The 19780-nt window shown below is 45.0% G+C and carries 9 protein-coding genes; 1 reads left to right on the forward strand and 8 read right to left on the reverse strand.

All coding sequences use genetic code 11. From position 1 onward, the window contains the following. Nucleotides 1–3: 3 nt before the first annotated feature. Nucleotides 4–4740, reverse strand: a complete 4737-nt coding sequence (locus FKX85_RS16440; protein ID WP_141615773.1) for a LamG-like jellyroll fold domain-containing protein — start codon at nucleotides 4738–4740, stop codon at nucleotides 4–6. Between the two features lie 449 nt (nucleotides 4741–5189). Here FKX85_RS16440 and FKX85_RS16445 point away from each other — a divergent pair, with 449 nt between their 5' ends. Continuing rightward, nucleotides 5190–5558 (forward strand): hypothetical protein, encoded by a 369-nt coding sequence (locus FKX85_RS16445; RefSeq protein ID WP_141615774.1) that lies wholly within the window; start codon nucleotides 5190–5192, stop codon nucleotides 5556–5558. 560 nt (nucleotides 5559–6118) lie between these two features. On the opposite strand, the gene FKX85_RS16450 is transcribed toward FKX85_RS16445, so the two are convergent. The 7 genes from FKX85_RS16450 to FKX85_RS16480 form a co-directional block, all read right to left on the reverse strand. Further along, nucleotides 6119–7543: a glycoside hydrolase family 28 protein gene (locus FKX85_RS16450; RefSeq protein ID WP_141615775.1), complete on the reverse strand. Its 1425-nt coding sequence runs from the start codon at nucleotides 7541–7543 to the stop codon at nucleotides 6119–6121. Nucleotides 7544–7820: 277 nt separating this feature from the next. After that, complete coding sequence (locus tag FKX85_RS16455; RefSeq protein WP_141615776.1) at nucleotides 7821–9005, reverse strand: glycoside hydrolase family 88/105 protein; 1185 nt, start codon at nucleotides 9003–9005, stop codon at nucleotides 7821–7823. Between the two features lie 112 nt (nucleotides 9006–9117). Further along, complete coding sequence (locus tag FKX85_RS16460) at nucleotides 9118–11304, reverse strand: glycoside hydrolase family 65 protein (protein ID WP_141615777.1); 2187 nt, start codon at nucleotides 11302–11304, stop codon at nucleotides 9118–9120. Between the two features lie 127 nt (nucleotides 11305–11431). Continuing rightward, nucleotides 11432–12709 (reverse strand): pectate lyase, encoded by a 1278-nt coding sequence (locus FKX85_RS16465; RefSeq protein WP_141615778.1) that lies wholly within the window; start codon nucleotides 12707–12709, stop codon nucleotides 11432–11434. A 718-nt stretch (nucleotides 12710–13427) separates the two neighbouring features. Next, entirely contained in the window at nucleotides 13428–15074 is a 1647-nt protein-coding gene (locus FKX85_RS16470; protein WP_229239654.1) for a RagB/SusD family nutrient uptake outer membrane protein, read from the reverse strand. Continuing rightward, nucleotides 15074–18163 carry a SusC/RagA family TonB-linked outer membrane protein gene (locus FKX85_RS16475; protein ID WP_229239655.1) on the reverse strand — a complete coding sequence of 1030 codons (3090 nt, stop codon included), beginning with the start codon at nucleotides 18161–18163 and terminating at the stop codon, nucleotides 15074–15076. The genes FKX85_RS16470 and FKX85_RS16475 overlap by 1 nt, the downstream gene beginning before the upstream one ends. 17 nt (nucleotides 18164–18180) lie before the next feature. Continuing rightward, nucleotides 18181–19770, reverse strand: a complete 1590-nt coding sequence (locus tag FKX85_RS16480) for a fasciclin domain-containing protein (RefSeq protein WP_141615780.1) — start codon at nucleotides 19768–19770, stop codon at nucleotides 18181–18183. Nucleotides 19771–19780 lie beyond the last annotated feature (10 nt).

A 19780-nucleotide genomic window follows, 5' to 3' on the forward strand; every position in this document is an offset into this window, starting at 1 on the left:
CTCCTACTCCTTAATGACCTTATACACTGTCCTTAGGCCAGATTGGTTGATATATACAAAATAGATCCCAGATGCATAACTGCTGATGTCCCAGTTGGAGGTCGACTCCTCAAGGGTTCTATTGACCATCAACACACCATTGGCATCATAGATACTGACTTCAACAGGTTCTTCTGCCGAGGCGCCTACTTCTAGCTGGAGCTTTCCTTGGGTAGGATTGGGATATACTTTAATGGTCGCAAGTTCTGCTGTTTGATCCACTCTTGCAGAGCTTTCTTCATTGGTAAGATTGGTCCTTAGCGCAGCAGTAGCAGCAGCATTTTCACTATCGGGTTCCATACCAAACATCAATTTGCCATAATAAAAAACGGCGATTTGCTCTTGAAGTACCCAGCCACTTTCAGAATGATTTGAATAATCGTTTTCCTGTTCAAAATCCGTCCAATCCGTCTTCGTTATCCGCACTTTTATTTCCTCGGTTTCACTCAATGGGGCTAGTTGGCCTAATGAGGCATCAAAGGTTATTTCCACATAATGGTCTGCAGTAGCGGTAGGTGCTCCAAGTGCCATAAAAGCACCGTGAAGATTTTCCTTTCCCAGCGCTGCATAATCCTTCCAAAACTTCAGGGCTCCCCCACCGTCTTTGGTAAACCAATAACGAATGCTAATACCTTCATAATCCAATGGCACGTTTCCAGTGTTTTTGAGATTAAAAGCCTTCTTGATAGTATTATCATTGGACGAATCATTCTTGGCCATTACCGCGGCATCTTGTTCCACAGAAACGGGCTGCGGCTCTTTCCCCCATATCAGATTGTCATCCGCATAAAGGGTAATCTTATCATGCACAATATAGGTAGAAGCAGGCGACATGGAGTAATCATTGGTTTCATCCATAACTGACCAGTCATCATCGTGGATGGCGGACTTGATCTCTCCTGAATTTCCATCGAGGGCTATTACATTTCCTTCGGCAAAACCATATTCCACATATCCAAAAGCACCTTCCCTCGGCTCATCTAGCATTATATAATCCATGGACACCTGTTCATTGCCCAAACTAGCATAATCAATTCTTGTTTGGATATCATTCATTTGTTCGGCAGTCAGCCAATACCTCGCTGTAATATTACCCAAATCAACTGCCATAGTATCCATATTGACCAGTTTTAGATAGGGTTTAATTTGGTTATTGGCAGGAGATGAAGCATCTCCATTTTTATAATGTACTTCGAGTTTTGGAAATGCATGGTATAATGCCGCTATTTCAGCTTCATCCAAGACATAATTATATAGTCTCACATCATCCATCAAGTCGCGATAAGGTTTGTTTTCATCTGAATTCCCCAACCGTACCGGGCTGGCCTTGCCTATCTTACCAGTAGAATAACCTGTTTCTGCAGTTTTCTCACCATTGATATAAAACCTAATTTCGCTGTCATCCTTATCCCTTATGGCCACCAAATGCACCCATTCATCAGTAAAGATCGGATGAGAACTACCATTGCCCACAGAGGTACTGACAGTCGTCTTGGTACGGTCATCATCAATTCCAAATGTCAACCTTCCATCGCGTAGCTGAATACCGTACCAGTTATCTGCAAAACTGCCTTTATGAATCAAATAACAATCTTTTCCGTCGCCGTACCGATAGGTGTCTTCAGCTATTTTTATCCACATGGAAATGGTAAAGGAAACTTCATCAAACAAGAGATGATCTTCATGTGCAATATCAACAGAAGCCGTGGCAGATGGCTCATCAAATAAATATGCCTGCCCAAATTTACCCAGCACACGTTCTGTGGATTGGAAGCCTTGTGACTGACCATCTTTACCATATTTACTGTAATCCTCTACTAGCGTCCCGCTGGCTTCGTCCATTTTCCAATAGCCCACCAATCCAGCCGGTGCTGCGGCTTGGAAAGACCATATGTCTCCTTTCGTGGTTCCTTTAGCACCTATGGCATCCACCCGCCAAAAATAGGTGGTTTGTCCCTGTAAACCCTCAATTTCATACTGTGGTGTTTCTACTGGAACGGTTCCTTGTAAAATGAGACTGTCTGGATGAGTGCCTAGGTAAACCTCGTATCCAGTTGTATTTATCCCTCCGTTCCAAGAAACCTGTACTGTATCCCCAAAACCTTCTAAGACACCTCCTTCACCAAGTGAGGGAGAAAATGCCTTCATAGGGGTTGGCAGCGTATGGTAAAGCTCCAAGACCTCTTGTGCAGACAAGCTTTTGTTATACAAGCGTACTTCGTCAATATTCCCTCTAAAAGGTGTGCCAAAGCCATTGGAATTGCCCAAGATGATAGGTTCTTCCTGCCCAATACTCAAATCAGTCCCATCACCGACCTCTTTGATTTCCTCACCATTGATGTACAATCTTAATACATCCTCTTCCGTATCCCTCATCGCTACCAAATGCACCCATTCACCCGTAAAAATCGGCGAAGCACTCGTCGAAAGCTGCGTCTTGTCATGGTTATCATCAATTGCAAATCGAAGGTCTCCATCTTTGATTTCGATACCATACCACTGTCCCGTTCCTCCTGTAGATTCATTGGCAGAGAATGTTCCTTTATGGATCAGGTATGATTGGGAGGAACCATCTGTGGACTTAAGCCACATGGAGATGGCAAAGGAATGAGTATCAAAATATAACTGGTCGGCATGTGGAATGAACACATGTGAGGGATTTTCAGCATTGGTCATGTCCAGGGCATTATTGACCTTTCCCGTTATCCATGAATAATCATTGAGTTCATTCACCTCACCATCATTGGCAAAATCGGTACTGTCTCCCACCAGTGTTCCCTCTGATGCATCCATTAACCAAGCTCCCACCAAGCCGCGTGGGATATACGGCCTGGTCGTAAAACTCCACACCTGTCCTTCAGTAAGTCCCAATTCATTGCCAGCATCCACTCTCCAATAATAATCCGTATCCGATTGAAGTCCTGACCACTCGTATGCTGTGGTTTCCAATGAATCAAGCAAAAGGAGATTATCTTCATCTTCACCTGCATATAGCACATAATAGTCCGTATTTTCACTTCCCGACCATGTCAATTGCACGAAGGTAGTATCCGTAAAACTCCCCTCATCCACTGGATAGCCATTAACGGGTTCGGAAGGAGCTGAAGGTACGGGAATGGTCTTGAAAGCCGATGACACAGCTGAAATGGCCTCCAAATCCGCTTGGTAAGGTCTAAGCTCAAATTGATAACTGGTATTCGGCTCAAGATCAGTCACTTCATATTGGGTTACATTCCCTCCAAGACTATCCAAAAAAGTAACATCACCTTCTTGGGCAGTTACGGACAAAATGATCCCTTCGTAGCTGCTATCATTATTGGTCCAGCTCAGGGCCATGGATGAACTGGTTATATCACTAGCGGAAATATCCGTTATCGGTTTTAAATACTCAGCAGGCGCCTGATCCGGTAAGCCATTGATATAATGCTCAATATTGGCATATCCGTCAGAAGCGATCTGCATTGCATCGGATGGATCGTTTGGATCCAGGCCGTTCGCTGCTTCCCAGTCATCAGGAATCCCGTCTCGGTCGCCATCTGATGGAGCAGGTGCTCCAAACAATTGCCCTGGACCTCCCATCGGCAACTCCCTTTCATTGGAGATCAACTTGCCTTCCAGTCCCAAACTGGTCAATTCTGTCGTCAAAAATTCATCCACTTGGTCCCTTACCGGATAGTTGGCTCCCACATGCTCCAGCACAAAATCATAGCTCTCCTGAGCAGTCATCACATCATCTGGAAATGGGTAATCATAAGGTACATCCGCAAAAGTGGTAATCCCCTCGTAAGCAGAAAGCGGCACCAACTCACCGTCCAAGGTGCCGTTCAAGTTGCCATCATGGTAATTGCCTTCTACATAAGGGATGAAGGTTTCCGTCCCCCTGGAAAATGGTCTGATGGTGGTACTGGGGCCGTCAATATAATAGTTGTTAACGATATTTACCCGGGAATCAGCCGTGGATCCGCCCATGATGTATCCTCCTCCTCTTCCCCAATTATACACGACGTTATTGACGAACTGATTGCGGTTTTTCACCTTTGGGTTTCGGGTGTTATTATCGATATAAAGATTCCTGAAAAGACTGATCAAACCGGAAGGCTCCAGCAAACCACCACAAGAGTGCGTCTCCAGCCCCTGGGAAATGATGCTGTTCTGAATGGTAATACTGTCTGCATGCCCCGTAATCGAAAAGGTCTCATCCCTTCCCCAACTAGCAGAAACATGATCGAAAATAAGGTTTTTGGCATCATCGGTCATGGTCATGGCATCCGCTCCACTGGTACCGTAACGCCCCATTCTTACCCGAAGATAACGAACGATGGTATTGCTCGCCTGGGTAAAGGTAATACCGTCACCATAGATCACTACACCATCTCCAGGAGCGGTTTGCCCTGCGATGGTGATATTGTTTGATACAATAATCCGGGACGATAGGTGGATAATGCCACCTACTTCAAAAACTACAATCCTATTGGGTTCGCTTACAGCATCCCGAAAGGAGCCAGGACCGGAATCATTAAGGTTGTTGACTATGTAGACTTCACCATATCGGCCTCCTTCTGCCATTCGCCCGGCACCCTCTGCCCCGGGAAAAGCTATTGTCTGTGCTTTACTTGATAAAATCAGTCCTCCCGAACATAGAAGAACCATGAGACAGATGCATCCTGCCTTGAGAATTGGCTTAGTAAAACTTTGCTGCATGTTAGTATGGTTATTTTGGTTGTAAATATTCTACTAACACCAGGGGTCTGCTAAAAAATTAACTTTATAAACCTCAGTATAAATCGTCTAAAAACTGTTATGGTCTATCCTGATAATAGCGCACAAAAGGAATAAATAAGCTAATCAGCTATTAACCAACATTAATTTATTAAATAAAATCAAAAAATACCCCAAAATTGGTATTTCTTGTTAGGCTTCAGTTTGGTAGATTTGTTATACTAAATTACTGGTGTCCGAGAAAACAATCGTCAAATTGAAAAAAATCTACTGTTTTCACCCCTAAATCCCATAAAGGGGATGGGGGATAATTTTAGGGACTGGAATAAAAATCCTTAAATTTCTATTTAAAGACAGTTTTTGATCATGTTTGAAATTTGGTCGATCGCCAGTAAAATTAAATTAACCCCCTAACATTAGATCGACACAAAATGCATTTTTACAACTATGATGAACAATTAAAAAAAATCGACCGCGCAGGAAGAGGAGCCATTATTTCACGTAGTATAGCTACGGCCACTATAGTACTTTTTCTTTTTGCCACAGCCTTCACCATGGAGCTCCGTTTCGTGATTGGATCCATTATGTGCTTAATGGTTTGCTGGTGCCTTGAATCCTATTTTAAAATTATCGAAGACAAGCATCAACAGCTATTTGACTTAAATGGAAGTTCCACTAACCAACCTAATGCAAAAGAAACAGTTAAAACCTGGATGGGAGAACTTTTCTTTTCCCTAAATAGTCTATTTTATTTTCTTGCCATTCTATTGCACGGTGCACTTTTTATCCTTGTACAGTAGCCGGCTATACCATAAATCAACCACCACAATCTCCCATAAGACCAAAAGCTCCATTTCTCGGTATATGGAGAATGGAGCTTTTGAATTTTGGTCATAGTATATTGGATGTTTGTACTTACCTGCCAATCATCTTCCAAAGAATAGTTCAAGTATGTTGTCCTGAATTAAAAACTCAAGGTTCGTGATTCCGCAACACAGCGGGCGGAACAACAAGAGTCTCACTACAACATCCTTGGTGTCTTGGCGCCTTTGTGGCTTTCATTATTAACCTCAGTTCGATTATAAAACCGTCATGCGAGCCTGCCTTTGGCTTGTCTGGAGCCAAACAGGCTTGTCTGAAGCCAAACAGAGCTTAGAGGAAGATTTGAGAGGAGGAAGCCGCGGCAGCTCGCAACGTAAGAAAAACCGTCATCGCGAACGGAGTGAAGCGATCCTGTATCTGAAAACGAGATTGCCGTGTCGCAAGCTCCTCGCTATGACGGTTTTGATACTACTTATGAGTCAAACTCAGGTTATTAGTGCCACAAGGGCGCCAAGACACGAAGACTACCATTAGCTCATTACTTCTCATAATGAACTTCCTCACCATTGATCAGGACGTTTTCAAATTTGACATCCTTCATGTGGTTCACGTTAAATACCTCATCTACTCCGTCAATACGACAATTGATCATCTGAAAATTGGTCACGGGTGAACTTTCATAAGCATTCGCCATAACCGCGTATTTCCCTCCATCTTTGACTTGAAGGTTTTCGACGATGACATTTCTGATGGTAGGGATATGGTCACCTTCTTCTTCATAGAACATATTAAAGCGTACAGCAGCTTCCCGGTAAGTACCCACGACCACATTGCGCATGTAGATATTTTCCACGGTACCTCCTCTTTTGGAAGAGGTTTTGATGCGCAGCACCCGATCCAGGTTAGGGCTGTCCATCACCAGATTTTGGGCGAAGACATTCCTTACCCCACCGGAAATTTCGCTTCCCATCACCACACCTCCGTGGCCTTCTTTCATTTCGCACCCTTCGATGATGATATTTTCGGATGGAATACCTGGGATCCTTCCGTCCTCATTCCGGCCAGATTTGATAGCGATACAGTCATCCCCAGTATCAAAATAGCAATCCTTTATCAATACGTTCTTGCACGCTTCTGGATCACAGCCATCGTTATTTGGCCCGAGGGTTTCTATTTTTACCCTTTCTACGGTTACATTTTCGCACAATACGGGATGAAGGTTCCACATTGGGGCATTGATCAACTTCACATCCTGGATCAGCACATTTTTACATTCAAAAGGCTGGACAAACTGTGGACGCATATAATGCCCTTCCCCAAAAATCCGCTCTTCCAAAGGCACCTGATCATGCACCATTTCGTGCAATAGCTTTCTGGAAGGATTCTGTCTTCCCATTCCTTCTTTCCATCCAAAATGCTTAGCCCCACACCAAGGCCACCAGTTTTCCATATCTGCATGGCCATCCAAAACACCCTTTCCGGTGATCGCAATGTTTTCTTGCTGATAGGCATAGATGAAAGGGGAATAGTTCATCAGCTCCATGCCCTCCCACCGGCTTCGCACCAGTGGCAGGTAATCTTTAGGATCACGACTAAACCGTAAAGTGGCACCTTCTTCCAGATGCAGGTTCACATTGCTCAGTAAATGTACCGCACCAGTCAAATAAACCCCTTTGGGAATGACCACTCGTCCTCCACCGGCCCCATTACATGCTTTGATGGCTGCCGCAATGGCTTCGGTATTTAATGCCTCGCCACCTTCCTCTGCACCATATTCGGTAATATTAAAGTCTTTATTGGGAAATTCCGGGACGATGATCAATCCTCGAATAGAATCCAGTTGTGCCCATGGACCAGTTTCCGCTACGGATTGATCGTCCTTCTTTTCGGACTTTTGGCTACAGGAAGAAACCAACATGGCTACTGCTAAACCTAAAATGTAAAACTTACTGTTAATGCTCATTTTATTTATTAATTATTATTCTCTAAAAGAAATCAAGCTGTCTCATTAGTCTGAATGGTGTGTCCCCGATAGTAAGACAGGGACAAAACACGCTGTCGCCCGCCGCAGCGGGCAAGGGATTTATTTGAATCAAACATTTAATTTGACAAGATAGGACCAATGAGATTATTCCGTAATCTACCTGCCGTGGCTGATCGAAATAACCGCATGTGAGACCGCATCGTATCGATAGGCCACTATTTCAAACCCCGATCAGCAACCTTAAAACATTCAAACCTCACTTCCCCAACTCCAAGGCCGCCATGATAAATGGCCCCACCCCTTTGGGATCGTTGACGCGGATTTTTTCGTTGACGTAATAGTCATAAGTGCCATCGCGGTATGGTTTTCCGCCAAGCCCTGCTACAGCACAAACCTGTATCAGACTGACTTCTCCATTTCCGTCGACCTCAATCAATTGATCCACTAGGCCTTCAAACCCCTTCTCAGCTGTCTGCCTGAAAGATTGGTCCAAATAGCCATGGTTTACGCCTTTGGCAAGTGCATAGACAAACATGCTGGACGCCGAGGCTTCTAAATAATTGCCTTCCTGGTCTCCTTTGTCAATGACCTGGTACCACAGGCCACTTTCAGCATCCTGATAGTTCCGAATTGCACCGGCCAGCCGTTGTAAAATGCTTTTCAATACCACCCGTCCGTAATGTTCGTCAGGAAGGAAATCCAATGCATCTACCACAGCCATGGCATACCAGCCCATTGCCCTGCCCCAAATATTGGGTGAACGTCCGGTCCCGGGATCAGCCCAGGACTGGAACCTACTTTCATCCCAACCATGATAAAGTAAGCCGGTTTTGGGATCACGAAGGTGCTTTTCCATCAGTACCAATTGTAAAACTCCTTCATCAAAAGCAGCTGGATCATCAAACTCCTGTGCATACTGCAATAAAAAGGGCGTTCCCATATAGGCACCGTCCAGCCACATTTGGTTGGTGTACCGTGCCTTGTGCCAAAAACCACCTTCACTGGTCTTGGGCTGATACCTCAACTGCTTCCGCAGGACTTCTATCGCTGTTTTATACTTTTCATCATCGGTTTTATTGTAAAGGTTAAACAGCAATTTTCCGGAATTGATCATGTCTATATTGTACGTCTCGTACTTATAGGTTTTAATCTCACCTAATGGATCGATCAGTTTATCCGCATAAGCTTTGATATAATCATAGTACTTATCTTCTCCAGTCTCTTTCCACAATTCTTCAAAAGCATGCAACATTAGTCCCTGTGGATAGCTCCATACCGGACGGTCCATAAAGTCGACCTGCCAAGCCTCTGGGTTACGCTTCATCACCGATAAGGCCATCCGCTCCGACCAGTCCAAGGATTTGGGAATTGGCCCGTTTTGACCAAAGGTCAGGCCCATTATAAAAACGGAAATGAGTAGCAATAAGCTGATTTTTTTCATGGTGTAAGCTTAAATATTTTGAAAGTGGTAAGGTTTTAATGTTGGGAGGATTACAAATCCCGACCACTCTTGGTTCTTTTTTCTATCTTGATAGGTTATACTCAAATTTCACCTACGGCATCTTCCGCAATCCTTCCCATTTCACGTTCCACTTTCCATTGTCCGGAAATCCGGGATTTTCCCGGTCTGGGGCTCCTTCCCATCCGGCTGCCATCATGGCCACAGTGGTCAATAGACCACCATTACCCGGAAGATAAATCCTTAGTCTTTTATCCTGATAATTATGCCCATTTGGCAAATAGGTATTTTTTTCTTCTCCCATAAACAGGGCCTCCAATGCCGTTTCAGACATTCCCAATCTCGCTGCATTCATGGCCATCATGGGATAATCCCAGCCCCAGGTGGATTCCCAATTCCAGATTTTAAGGATCTTCTCCAAGGTATTCTTCATGATGGTCGTATCGATCATCTCTGTTTTTGGCAAAATGCCATAAGCTCCCAGCACAACTGGATGGTCATGCAGGTAAAAATCATCCTCGTATGCTCTTGGGTGCGTACTGCTCGGCAAGTAAAGGCTGTCCTTGATAGCCAATGGGGCCAGATTCTCCAGCACTTCACGCCATTTGGGATTTTCTTCCATACCCAATCGTTCTTGCCAGTCCAATGCCACATTCAGTCCATAATGCCAGTAAGCCAGCTCAAATGGCGGATCATCGGTGGCATTGGCAGGAAACAGCTCTTGTGCAGGAATCAATGGTGCGATCAAATGGTATTTGCCATCACCTTTGCTGTCCTTGGCAAAGGAAGCCATGAATTCCGCTGTCTCAAAAACCAGTTCTTTGTACTTCTCCAATGTGGCTGCTTCAGGGCGTGCCTGATAGATTTGCTCCACAAAATACAGGATATGTGGCTGTTGCCAGATCAGGTAAGGTGCTACACTGGAAGGGCTTTCATCACCATAAGGATCAGTCATTTTTTGCCACCTGGCTCCGTCATACCCTTGCCTTTCTGCTGTAGCCTTGGCCTTTTGCAGTGAACTAAAATACCACGGAAGGCTCTTCTCCATCAATCCAATGCGATTCCATAATCCAAAATGGGCACCATGCCACCAATGCATCTCCATGTGGAATTTTCCATACCAGCTGTTCATGGTCAACCCGGTCTCTTGCGGTGGCAATGAACCTGCGCAGTTTACCTTTGTCAAATACTGGGAAAGCACTACTCTCCTTTCCAGTTCATCGGCACGTTCGTCGGTACATTCGGAAAAGTCAATGGCTCCACCCGATTGCCAAAATGTCTCCCAACCATCTTCACTACTCTTGGCTGTTGACCCAAAGTCAGGCATATCATTTTCTCCCTCTTCCGAAAACAATGCTGTGAATTCCAAGGTTTCTTGCCCTTCTTGGGCATTGAGCAAAAAGGTATGCTTCGCCGCTGTTTCAAAGGCACCATTTCCTTCCCAACTCACATCTGTCACGTATTTGGCACTGTCCAAGCTCCTGGAAATACGGACTCGGCCTGGCTTTGTTACTTCCACATATGTATCATGTTTGTCTGGCTGCGTCCAATCGTACCCCGGACAAACATGACATCCAGAACCGTATGGGAATCTGAATTTAACTTTCAATTTTCCGTTTGCCACCAGCGGTGAGCTGATTTTGGCCGAAATGCCATCTTTTTCTTGATGACCGTATAATTCCACCTTCACCGGCTGTCCTTCAATGCTGTACTCACTGGTGATTTTTCCTTTCCAGAGATCAAGCTCCTGATGGACATCCTGTAAATCGTCCACCATTACTTTTGTGCCATCTTCCTTGGTGATCTCCAGCCCTATAATCCCTAGATGCAACCGATGGGGGCTGGTACGGAAATAATCGGTGACTTTCTTCTTTCGACCTTCTTTCCACTGAACAGGAAATGAAATCACCTGACCAATGGCTGAAGTATCATACCGTAAGATCTCTTCCCAGCGATAGTTGTCTGGATTGGGAAAGGCATGCCAGCCCCATTGGCTCTGGGTTCCCAGTGAAACACCCTTTTCATAATACTCAGGAAAAGTCTGTAGTCCACTGACATCCACAGTATAGGCAAACTCACCATTGCCCACACTAAGTGAGGCCAAAGTATCTGGCTTTTCCAGCACGACATTATGCCGATTTACCAAAGCATACCGGTCAATACCAGTACTGGAGTTATCTTCGTTATTTTCATCGTTCTCAGTACAGGCAAAAGTGACTAAGCCTGATAGCAGCAAAACACACCAAGTGTGAAAGTAAGGGGAAAAAGAAAATTTGATCATGAGGGTACTATTGTCTTATTTTTATCTATTTTAACATTAGTTGAGGGCAATCCGATCTATTAAACTGAATCCTGAACAAAACTTCATAATAACCTAATTATCAATATCATAAAGCATTTATTCTATATTATTTATTTAAGGCTATTGATCGGTCATTTACCAAAGTATTAAGATAATTTTCCAAAGCGGTATAACCATACTTGTCTGTCCGGTTTCTGTCACTGGCATCTGTTGGATTGAGCCCTTGCTGTTTTTCGTAATGGTCAGGCATCCCATCACCATCACTGTCTTTTAGGGCCTTGCCATTCTTTACTTTACCAGGACCCTTCATAGGCAAATTCATCTCATCACTGATAGTTCTTCCTGTTTTCCCCAGGGACAATAAGTCCTTGATAAGAAATTCGTCCACTTCATCACGATGCAGTGAAGCCCCTACTTCTTCCACCACTTCTTGATAAGCCGCCAATGCTGATTTTATAGTGACTTTAGGATAATCAAAAGGTGTTTCCATCCAGGTTACTGGTTCGTAGACAGATCTTTCCACTACTTGGCCATCCAGTTTACCGTTAAAATTCCCATCGTACCAGTTATCTCGGGCAAAAATATGGAAGTTTTTATTCGAGCGGTTAAAAGGAGGCGTATCGCCTGTTTCGGGACCGGCAATAAAATAGTTCCCAATGACATTGGCATGGGACAGTCGTGCTGATCCTCCCCCTTGGATATAGCCCGCCACGGCCCAGTTGTACACTACATTATTGACGTACTGATTGGTACCTTTTACCTTGGGGTTACGGGTATGGTTATTGATCCACAGGCAGTTTAAGATGGATACTCCGCCGGATGGCTGGATGAGTCCGCCGGTAGAATGCGTCTGAAGTCCCTGGCCAATAATGCTGTGCTGTAAGGTCACATCCTCCACATCTCCGTTCAGATCGAACGTACCGTCCCTTCCCCAGGTGATGGAAACATGATCAAATATCATATCATGGCCGGTCGCCATGGCTACGGCATCTTTACCTTTATCACCTACTTTGCCCATCCTGACACGGATATAGCGTGTGATGGTATTGTTGGCTTCTGTGTAGGACAGTCCATTGCCATAAATAGTAATCCCCTCGCCAGGTGCAGTTTGGCCAGCAATGGTGATGTTTTCCTGGACAATTATCCTCGACTGGATCCTGATAACTCCGCCCACTTCAAATACCACCGTGCGGTTAGGTTGGCTTACGGCATCACGGAATGACCCTGGCCCTGAATCATTGAGATGGGTTACTTTGTACACGGCTCCACCTCTCCCACCTGTGGCAAACCTCCCAAAACCTTCAGCTCCCGGAAAGGCCAGCTGCTGGGCATAGGATATAGAAGTGACCAAAAAGGCAATTACAAATACTAGTATTTTGTTCATTATACTTTGAATTTTAAGTTATTGGTTATTGGAGTTCCTGATTGCAAATCCGGAACAGCTGTTGAACCCCATTGCTATAAAGCTATCACCCTATCTAGTACTGACGGGCCTCTTTGGAACCAGAGAAGTACTCTGGGATTTGTCTTTGCTCGAATCTACCCCGCCTAACCTCTCTTTGCAAGGGGGAGGAACTTATACTTCCCTGATTATAGTTGATCGGATTAATTATTGGATTTCAATTTTACATATAACTGTAACTTATCAAAAGGCTCTTGGTGACCTTTCATGGAAATAGCTATGGCTACTCACCCACTGCGGGCTTGCAAATCCCCTCTCTCACGAGTTCCTGATTTCACCCTGGGACACGCTCAGGACAGGAATCAGGAACAGCTTAATGGAGTCAGAGACTCAATGCTTGCCAATGCTGGGGCAGAGCTCCAGCATAACCCAGTTGCGGTACTTTTACCTTGATACTTGATTATCAACTTGACTCAATATACTCATGTCTCAAGACTCAATACTCTCGTCTTAAATCTCATATTTCACTACTGAAAAAGACAAGACCGGGCAAAACTTCACCCGATCCTGTACTGGATTAACAAACCCCTAGTGTTGAGTCATTTTTCAATGACCTTTCAACTCCGCCCAAATTAAACCAGCGGTCAATCTGGGCGGAACTGAGCTACAAAAGCTACTTGGATGAGCTTTTTGTATAATGTTATTGATTTAAATCGTAGTCAATAAACCAGTTTTCGGGCTGCATGAGCAAATTTCTGATGCTCTCACGCTTGCCTGCGGGGTATTTGGCACTTACCCGGTCTGCCAGCATGCTTGGATCATTCCACCGCTTAGCCATCCGGATCATGGCAAAATAAGACCTTGCTTCCCCAGCGCTTTCCATGCATGTTTCTTCCAAGAGCAGGCTATCCAAGCCTTTCTTATATTCCTCTATCTTTTCTGGTGTATCCAGTTCATCCTTGCTCAAGCCCTCCGGAAAGACTGGTCCCAGGTCAATTCTTCTTCTTACTCCCCAGTTGATGTTAATGGCTGCGTTATAGGTCTCATTGTCCAATGGATACGCTAAATTTCCCTCATTTTTGGAAAGGTAATTTTGAACGCCGTCATTAAGGAATGCTTCAGCCTCTTTGAATTTCTCCATTTGGTTAAGAGCTTCTGCTATAAACAAATGAACATCACCTGCACGGTATAGCACAATATGTACATCATTCTTGTAGATGTTGTCAGCGGACTCATGTGCTCGTGAAAACTTACGGACTACCCAATCGCCATTTTGTCTCCGATAGGTGTAATTATCTCCACGATAATTATCACCAATGGTAACCCCATCCTGTCTCACCTGTCGCTGGAAACGCTCCATGGCCGCATCTGTTGGGCGTAAGTAGTACTTATTGGGCTCTGTATTGGAGAAATACTCGATTAGTCTATTGGTCTGCTGACGTTGGTAGTCAAAAGGAACAATATTGATCAATTCCCGGGTTTTGGTGATCGGATCACGGTAAAAGAACTGTATCCACTCTCCATTGTAATCATTATTGCTCAGCTTATATCGGCCACTGCCTTCATCATAGATAAAGGACATGCCCAAGTTCACCACCTGCTCATAATTGCCATTCCAAAGGTACAGCTCAATGAGAAGCGGCTCCGGAGAAGGGCAGATCATGTTCCAGGTAAGGTCCTGCGCTGAAGTATTCACGCCGGGAAACAGGAGATCAGACCAGATCAACACCTGCTTTCCGTTTATGCCATTGACACCGCCTTCCATCAGGCTGATGAGTTGGCCGATAAGCTCTTCGAAGCCCAAAGTGGGATATTTTGACAAGTCTGCTTCTTCTGTGAGGGGTTCATCCAAGTAAACCGCCTCTCCATAAAGCTTACCAAGCATCAGGTAAGCCCAAACCTTAAAGCGGATAGCTCCACTCACCAATGGCTCAAAAACAGCATCCTCCACAGCATTGGGATTGGCCTGCTTGTATTCAAAGGCCTTTTTGATGTAGTTATTGGCATTGGATATCACGTCATAGTATCCGCTGGGATCAGCTAGACTGTTTCCCGGACTGATACTATGGTTATAGATCTCCCACAGTTCCTGAGGGGCATTGTCGGTAGGTTCGAGGAAATCACCTCTCAGTTCAGAAAGGAAGATGGCTTTATCGGCCACCGTCTGCACCTTGGCCGCTATGCCCATGTATCCAGAATACAGTTCATTGGTATTTCCAATATAATTTTCCTCCAAGAGCATGTCATCTGTATCGGCCTCAAAGTAGCTTTCGCAACTACTAAAAGCCAATAAGCTCAAGAGTAAGGTATATTTATAAAAAGCATTATACTTCATAACTGATGTCATTAAAATTGTAGGTTAAAACCAAATTTCACGGTAGATGGAAGAGGCATAGCACCGTAATCTACTCCTTGCCAAGCCGGCTGGTAAGCATAGGAAACCACTGGATCCAGTCCTAAATAGTCGGTAAATGTCAGGAGATTTTCACCCGCCAGGTACACTTCTCCGCCCTCGAAAAAGCTCCACTTGCCAAGCTGATAGCTCAAGGTGACATTGTTAAGGCGCATGAATGATCCATCTTCTATCCAGCGGTCAGAAAAACGGCTGTTGCCCATTGGGTCACCGTAACTCGCCTTGGGAATATCGGTCTGCTGGCCATCGGTCTGCCATCTCTTATCCACCGCCAATGACTGGTTTCTAAAATTGCTCAACGATTCCATTTCCCTTCTCACACCATTATAGATCTGATTTCCCGAGCTGAAAGTAAACTGGGCCGATAGCGACAGTTTTTTATACCTGACTTGCGTAAAGAAGCTGCCAAAGAAATCAGGAGAAGCATCACCAATAATGGTTCTGTCCTGATCGTCAATGACCCCATCCTGGTTCAAATCCTCAAATTGGATATCTCCGGCATTGAACTGGTCTCCTTTAAAATCCACCAAGCCCAAAGCATCGGCTTCTTCCTGTGTACTGATCACACCGTTGGAGACAAATCCATAGAAATTGTATGGGTTTTCACCTACTGCGGAAGACACGGCCCATTTGCCGCCATCCATCTCGCGGATGACAGGGCCATCAGCGCCTTCCATCACGGTGATCTTATTTTGGTTTTTATTGATGGTACCACCTACACTCCAGCTCACATCCCTGTTATCCACCAGTCGCAACTGTAGTGCTGCTTCGATCCCCTTGTTCTCCAGCTTGGCTCCGTTTACATACATTTCGTCAATGCCGTACACTGAGGAAATACTTTGGGGAAAAATCACGTCTGTAGAAATCGTCTGGTAAACGTTTAGGCTGGCTACCAATCGTCGATCAAAGAATCCTGCGTCTATGCCTGCATCGAAATTTTGGTTGCGCTCTCTACCAAGACTGGTGTTGGCCACATTACCGTTCACGATTCCCGCCAGCTGGCGGTAGGCCTGACTGGCATAGAACTGACGACTAAGGCCCGTGGGATATTGGCTGTTTCCTGTGAGCCCATAGCCCACATGCACATCCAATTGATTAACAGCCTGGCTATTCTTCAACCACGGACTGTTCTTTGCCTGCCAAGTCATTTCCAGACCTGGAAACACACCAAACCTGGATGCGTCGGCTCCTGTAGAGGAAGCACCATCTGCAGACACATTCAAGGAAGCAATCCACTGATCTCCCATGGTGTATTTGGCATAGCCATAGAGGCTCATCCAGTTCCAGGAATCATAATACCCTGAAAAGTAACGTCCCTCAGCATCCACATAAGAAAGTGTTTTGTAGAAATCCGAACTAGTATTTCGTCCAAAGCCACCATCAAACTCATGTCTGATCATGATCCCTTGGTAACCCATCCCTGCTTCCAACCGATTACCTGCCAATTCCTCTACCATATCTGCACTGACTTTATAGAATAAATTGGAGACTTTACCGGTTCCTGCTCTGGCGGTGTTAAGTGCCACGCCCTCTTCTTGCGGGGTGATGGTCTGGCTGGATCTGCCAGGGATAAAGGCTGACTGCCGCTTATATCCTGAATAATACCCAAATACCGCTTGCATTTTCGTATGGTCGTTCACCTCGAAATTCAATCCGGTGTTCAAGAAGGCATCAAAATTATCAGACTCCATCTTGGTATCATTCACCACGGCCAGGGGATTGGACACCCCAAACTGCCTAACAGCATCATAAGCTGGTAGCTGATTGTTGTATTCATCCTTCTTAAACGGGCTCAAGATCGGTGCCTTGTACAAGGCCGCCATTAATGGATTGGTAGCATCGGAGAGGATCTGCTCATGCAGCTTGCTATTCCCATAGGTCAAGCCCATGGAAGTCACCAGTTGGAAACGTTGGCTCAACTCGACCTGGGCGTTTAGCCGGGTGGTATAGCGGGTGAAATTTGCATTATCATAGGTACCTCCTTGATTACTGGCTCCTACAGATAGATCGTATTTTGCAATGGCATCCCCACCTTTCACACGCAAGTGATTAGAGGTAACAAAAGATGATTTATCAATCAAATCCTGCCAATCGGTCTCATTATTATATAGGAAATTATAGTAATAGTCCGGATCATCCCGCAAGAAAGGAAACAGGTCCAGCATGTCTCCCATGTCCTCATAACGGGTAAGTCCCACATCTCCGATATAGCTCTTGAAATCATCTACTCCTAAGACTGGTAGCCTTTTATTGTTGTAGGCCATACCATATTGCCCTGAAAACTCAATGACCGTTTCCATGTCTTCCGGAGAACTGGTCTCGATCAGCAAGACGCCATTGGAGCCCATGGAGCCGTAGCGTGAAGCTGCACTCCCTTTGACCAACTTGATATTGTCAATATCATCCACACTGATCACATTAAACATACTTGGAGAATAGCCCTTGATAATCGCTGAATTGTTCATATCAGGCAGGTAAGGCATGCCATTGATAACGATCAACGGCGCATTTTTGCCGGTCAGGGAACGGATTCCCCGCAAGTTGACATAAGCTCCCTCGCCGGGCATGCCGCTTTTATTGATGACATTCAGTCCTGGGAAAGCCCCTTGGAGCACATCCTCGACATACATGGAACTAGGTTTGAAGCGCTCGGCAGGAAGCACCTCTCCTTTCATGCTGCCCTGCTCCTCATTTTTTGCAGGCACTTCATAATAGTCTGTTCGCTGAGGAATCAGTACCACTTCAATATAATCCCTGCCCAGGAGTGGAATGGTCTGCTCCCGAAACCCTGGGGACCACACGATCAGGTTTCCCTCCAATTCGTCCAGCTCGATACTGAATGTACCCTGTCCATCTGTCTGGGCTGTATTTTCCTTATTTTCTATGGAAATATAAGCCTCACTGATAGGTTCATTCCCATATGGGCTGCTCACCTTTCCTTTCAGCACTTGCTGTGCATTGGCCCCAAAGGCAATAACCATCATCAAGGCCAACAGCACGGCTATTTTATGTTGTTTTATCATTGTTCCTTCCATTTTCATCAATAGTTATTTTGGGTGGGTACAAGTGCCCAGTGGTAGAGCTTCATTTCTTCTCTGGATGATTTTCCCAGCAAAGCCACCTCTACCCTGATCTTGAATGTGCGTACTTCATCACCTTCGATGTTCACCACGCCGACCAAACCGCCGAGGCCATCCCATTTGGTACCGGAAACCGTATTGGTGCTCCGGTCATAGTTCCATGGTGAAGAAGGCTCTACATTCAACTCTGAAGCGACCAGTTGATCATCGATGTAAACGTTCAAGAATGGATGGTTTTTGGACTGAACGCCCATGTAGAGGTTATATTCACCCGGCGGAACCTCCACCACAGAAGCCGACGTGGTACCGTCCTCGTTTTTATCCAGCTTCACCGGCGTATAATCCACTGCCAAAGGTTGGCCTGGAATATTGTCGCCAAACAACCTTAGAATGGTATAGGTACCGGAAACGTTGAGACTAGGAAATGAATAATTGTCCGTTCCTTGTGCCCTGATCTCTGTGGCATTATGGAAGGTAAAGAGTTCATCTCGCTGCTGGTCTGGCACAAATTCGTAATAGTAAAACAACTGCTTGATCGCCGATATATGGACGTTATTGGGGATTTTCAGGAAGTTTACTTCATAGATCCGGCCATTGCTCATCCGCTTGTACTGGGTGTTCACGCCTTGTACAGAGGTCTTCCATCGGGCACCAAATGCCGATATCAAATCCTCTTCTGTACCATAATCCTCTACAATGTCATCATAGAAAACTGCATCCATGATCCAATTCCAAGCCGTCAACGAGTCCTCTCTGGTGAAAGGCTTGCCAAACTGGTCATAAAGTCCCTGGAGGTTTTCGAAGCAATTCGCAACCACCTGGTTACTGGGCACAAACATGGTCACCTGGGAAAACTCTGACCTAAAGTCAACCTCCTCAAAAATCTGGTTTTCAATGACAAACGCTGAATCATAAATGGTGTTTCCCGACTTATCTACACCAATAGGAACACTGTTTTGCGCATCAAATACAGTATCATTGGCTGCAAATACGGAATCCCTGATCATGGAAAAATCGTCTGAAAGTTTATAGATATAATCATAAATACTTTCATCCGGCACCATCAGTTCATTGATTTCATGCACTACTCCATTTTGACAAAACTGGTTTCCATTGGTGATGGTAGCATCTGCCACCTGGATGGTGCTTTCTACCTTTTTGGTCACTGGAATGTATTTACCGTTAAGTGACCGAAGTCGTAAGCCGTCCCGCAGTTTGCTCATATCATAGGTCAAATTGTTGATATGATAGCGAAGGACGAATTCAGCATCCAAGTCCATCTGCTGAAGGGCTTCCATTCCTTCATTATTCACTGCCCAGACAGACAAGTATTGGTCTCTGGTCAATTCCTCAGCGATACCGTGCTCTTCCAGTGCCTCCACAAATTTGGCATAATCAGGATTTGATTTCAGGTAATCCAATAAGTTAAGATCTGAAACCACCTGGGTACTTTCGTCTGTCCCTTCCAAGCCATAATGCTCGTCCCATGTCTCCTCACATGCCACACAAAATAAGACAAGCAATCCAAGTATGTATTTAAAATTTTTCATGAGCTTCATT

This window comes from Echinicola soli, from assembly GCF_006575665.1.
Lineage (GTDB): Bacteria > Bacteroidota > Bacteroidia > Cytophagales > Cyclobacteriaceae > Echinicola > Echinicola soli.

Coding starts and splice junctions, on each gene's coding strand:
- FKX85_RS16440 (WP_141615773.1), bottom strand. CDS start 4,740: ATGCAGCAAAGTTTTACTAAGCCAATTCTCAAGGCAGGATGCATCTGT.
- FKX85_RS16445 (WP_141615774.1), top strand. CDS start 5,190: ATGCATTTTTACAACTATGATGAACAATTAAAAAAAATCGACCGCGCA.
- FKX85_RS16450 (WP_141615775.1), bottom strand. CDS start 7,543: ATGAGCATTAACAGTAAGTTTTACATTTTAGGTTTAGCAGTAGCCATG.
- FKX85_RS16455 (WP_141615776.1), bottom strand. CDS start 9,005: ATGAAAAAAATCAGCTTATTGCTACTCATTTCCGTTTTTATAATGGGC.
- FKX85_RS16460 (WP_141615777.1), bottom strand. CDS start 11,304: ATGATCAAATTTTCTTTTTCCCCTTACTTTCACACTTGGTGTGTTTTG.
- FKX85_RS16465 (WP_141615778.1), bottom strand. CDS start 12,709: ATGAACAAAATACTAGTATTTGTAATTGCCTTTTTGGTCACTTCTATA.
- FKX85_RS16470 (WP_229239654.1), bottom strand. CDS start 15,074: ATGACATCAGTTATGAAGTATAATGCTTTTTATAAATATACCTTACTC.
- FKX85_RS16475 (WP_229239655.1), bottom strand. CDS start 18,163: ATGATAAAACAACATAAAATAGCCGTGCTGTTGGCCTTGATGATGGTT.
- FKX85_RS16480 (WP_141615780.1), bottom strand. CDS start 19,770: ATGAAAAATTTTAAATACATACTTGGATTGCTTGTCTTATTTTGTGTG.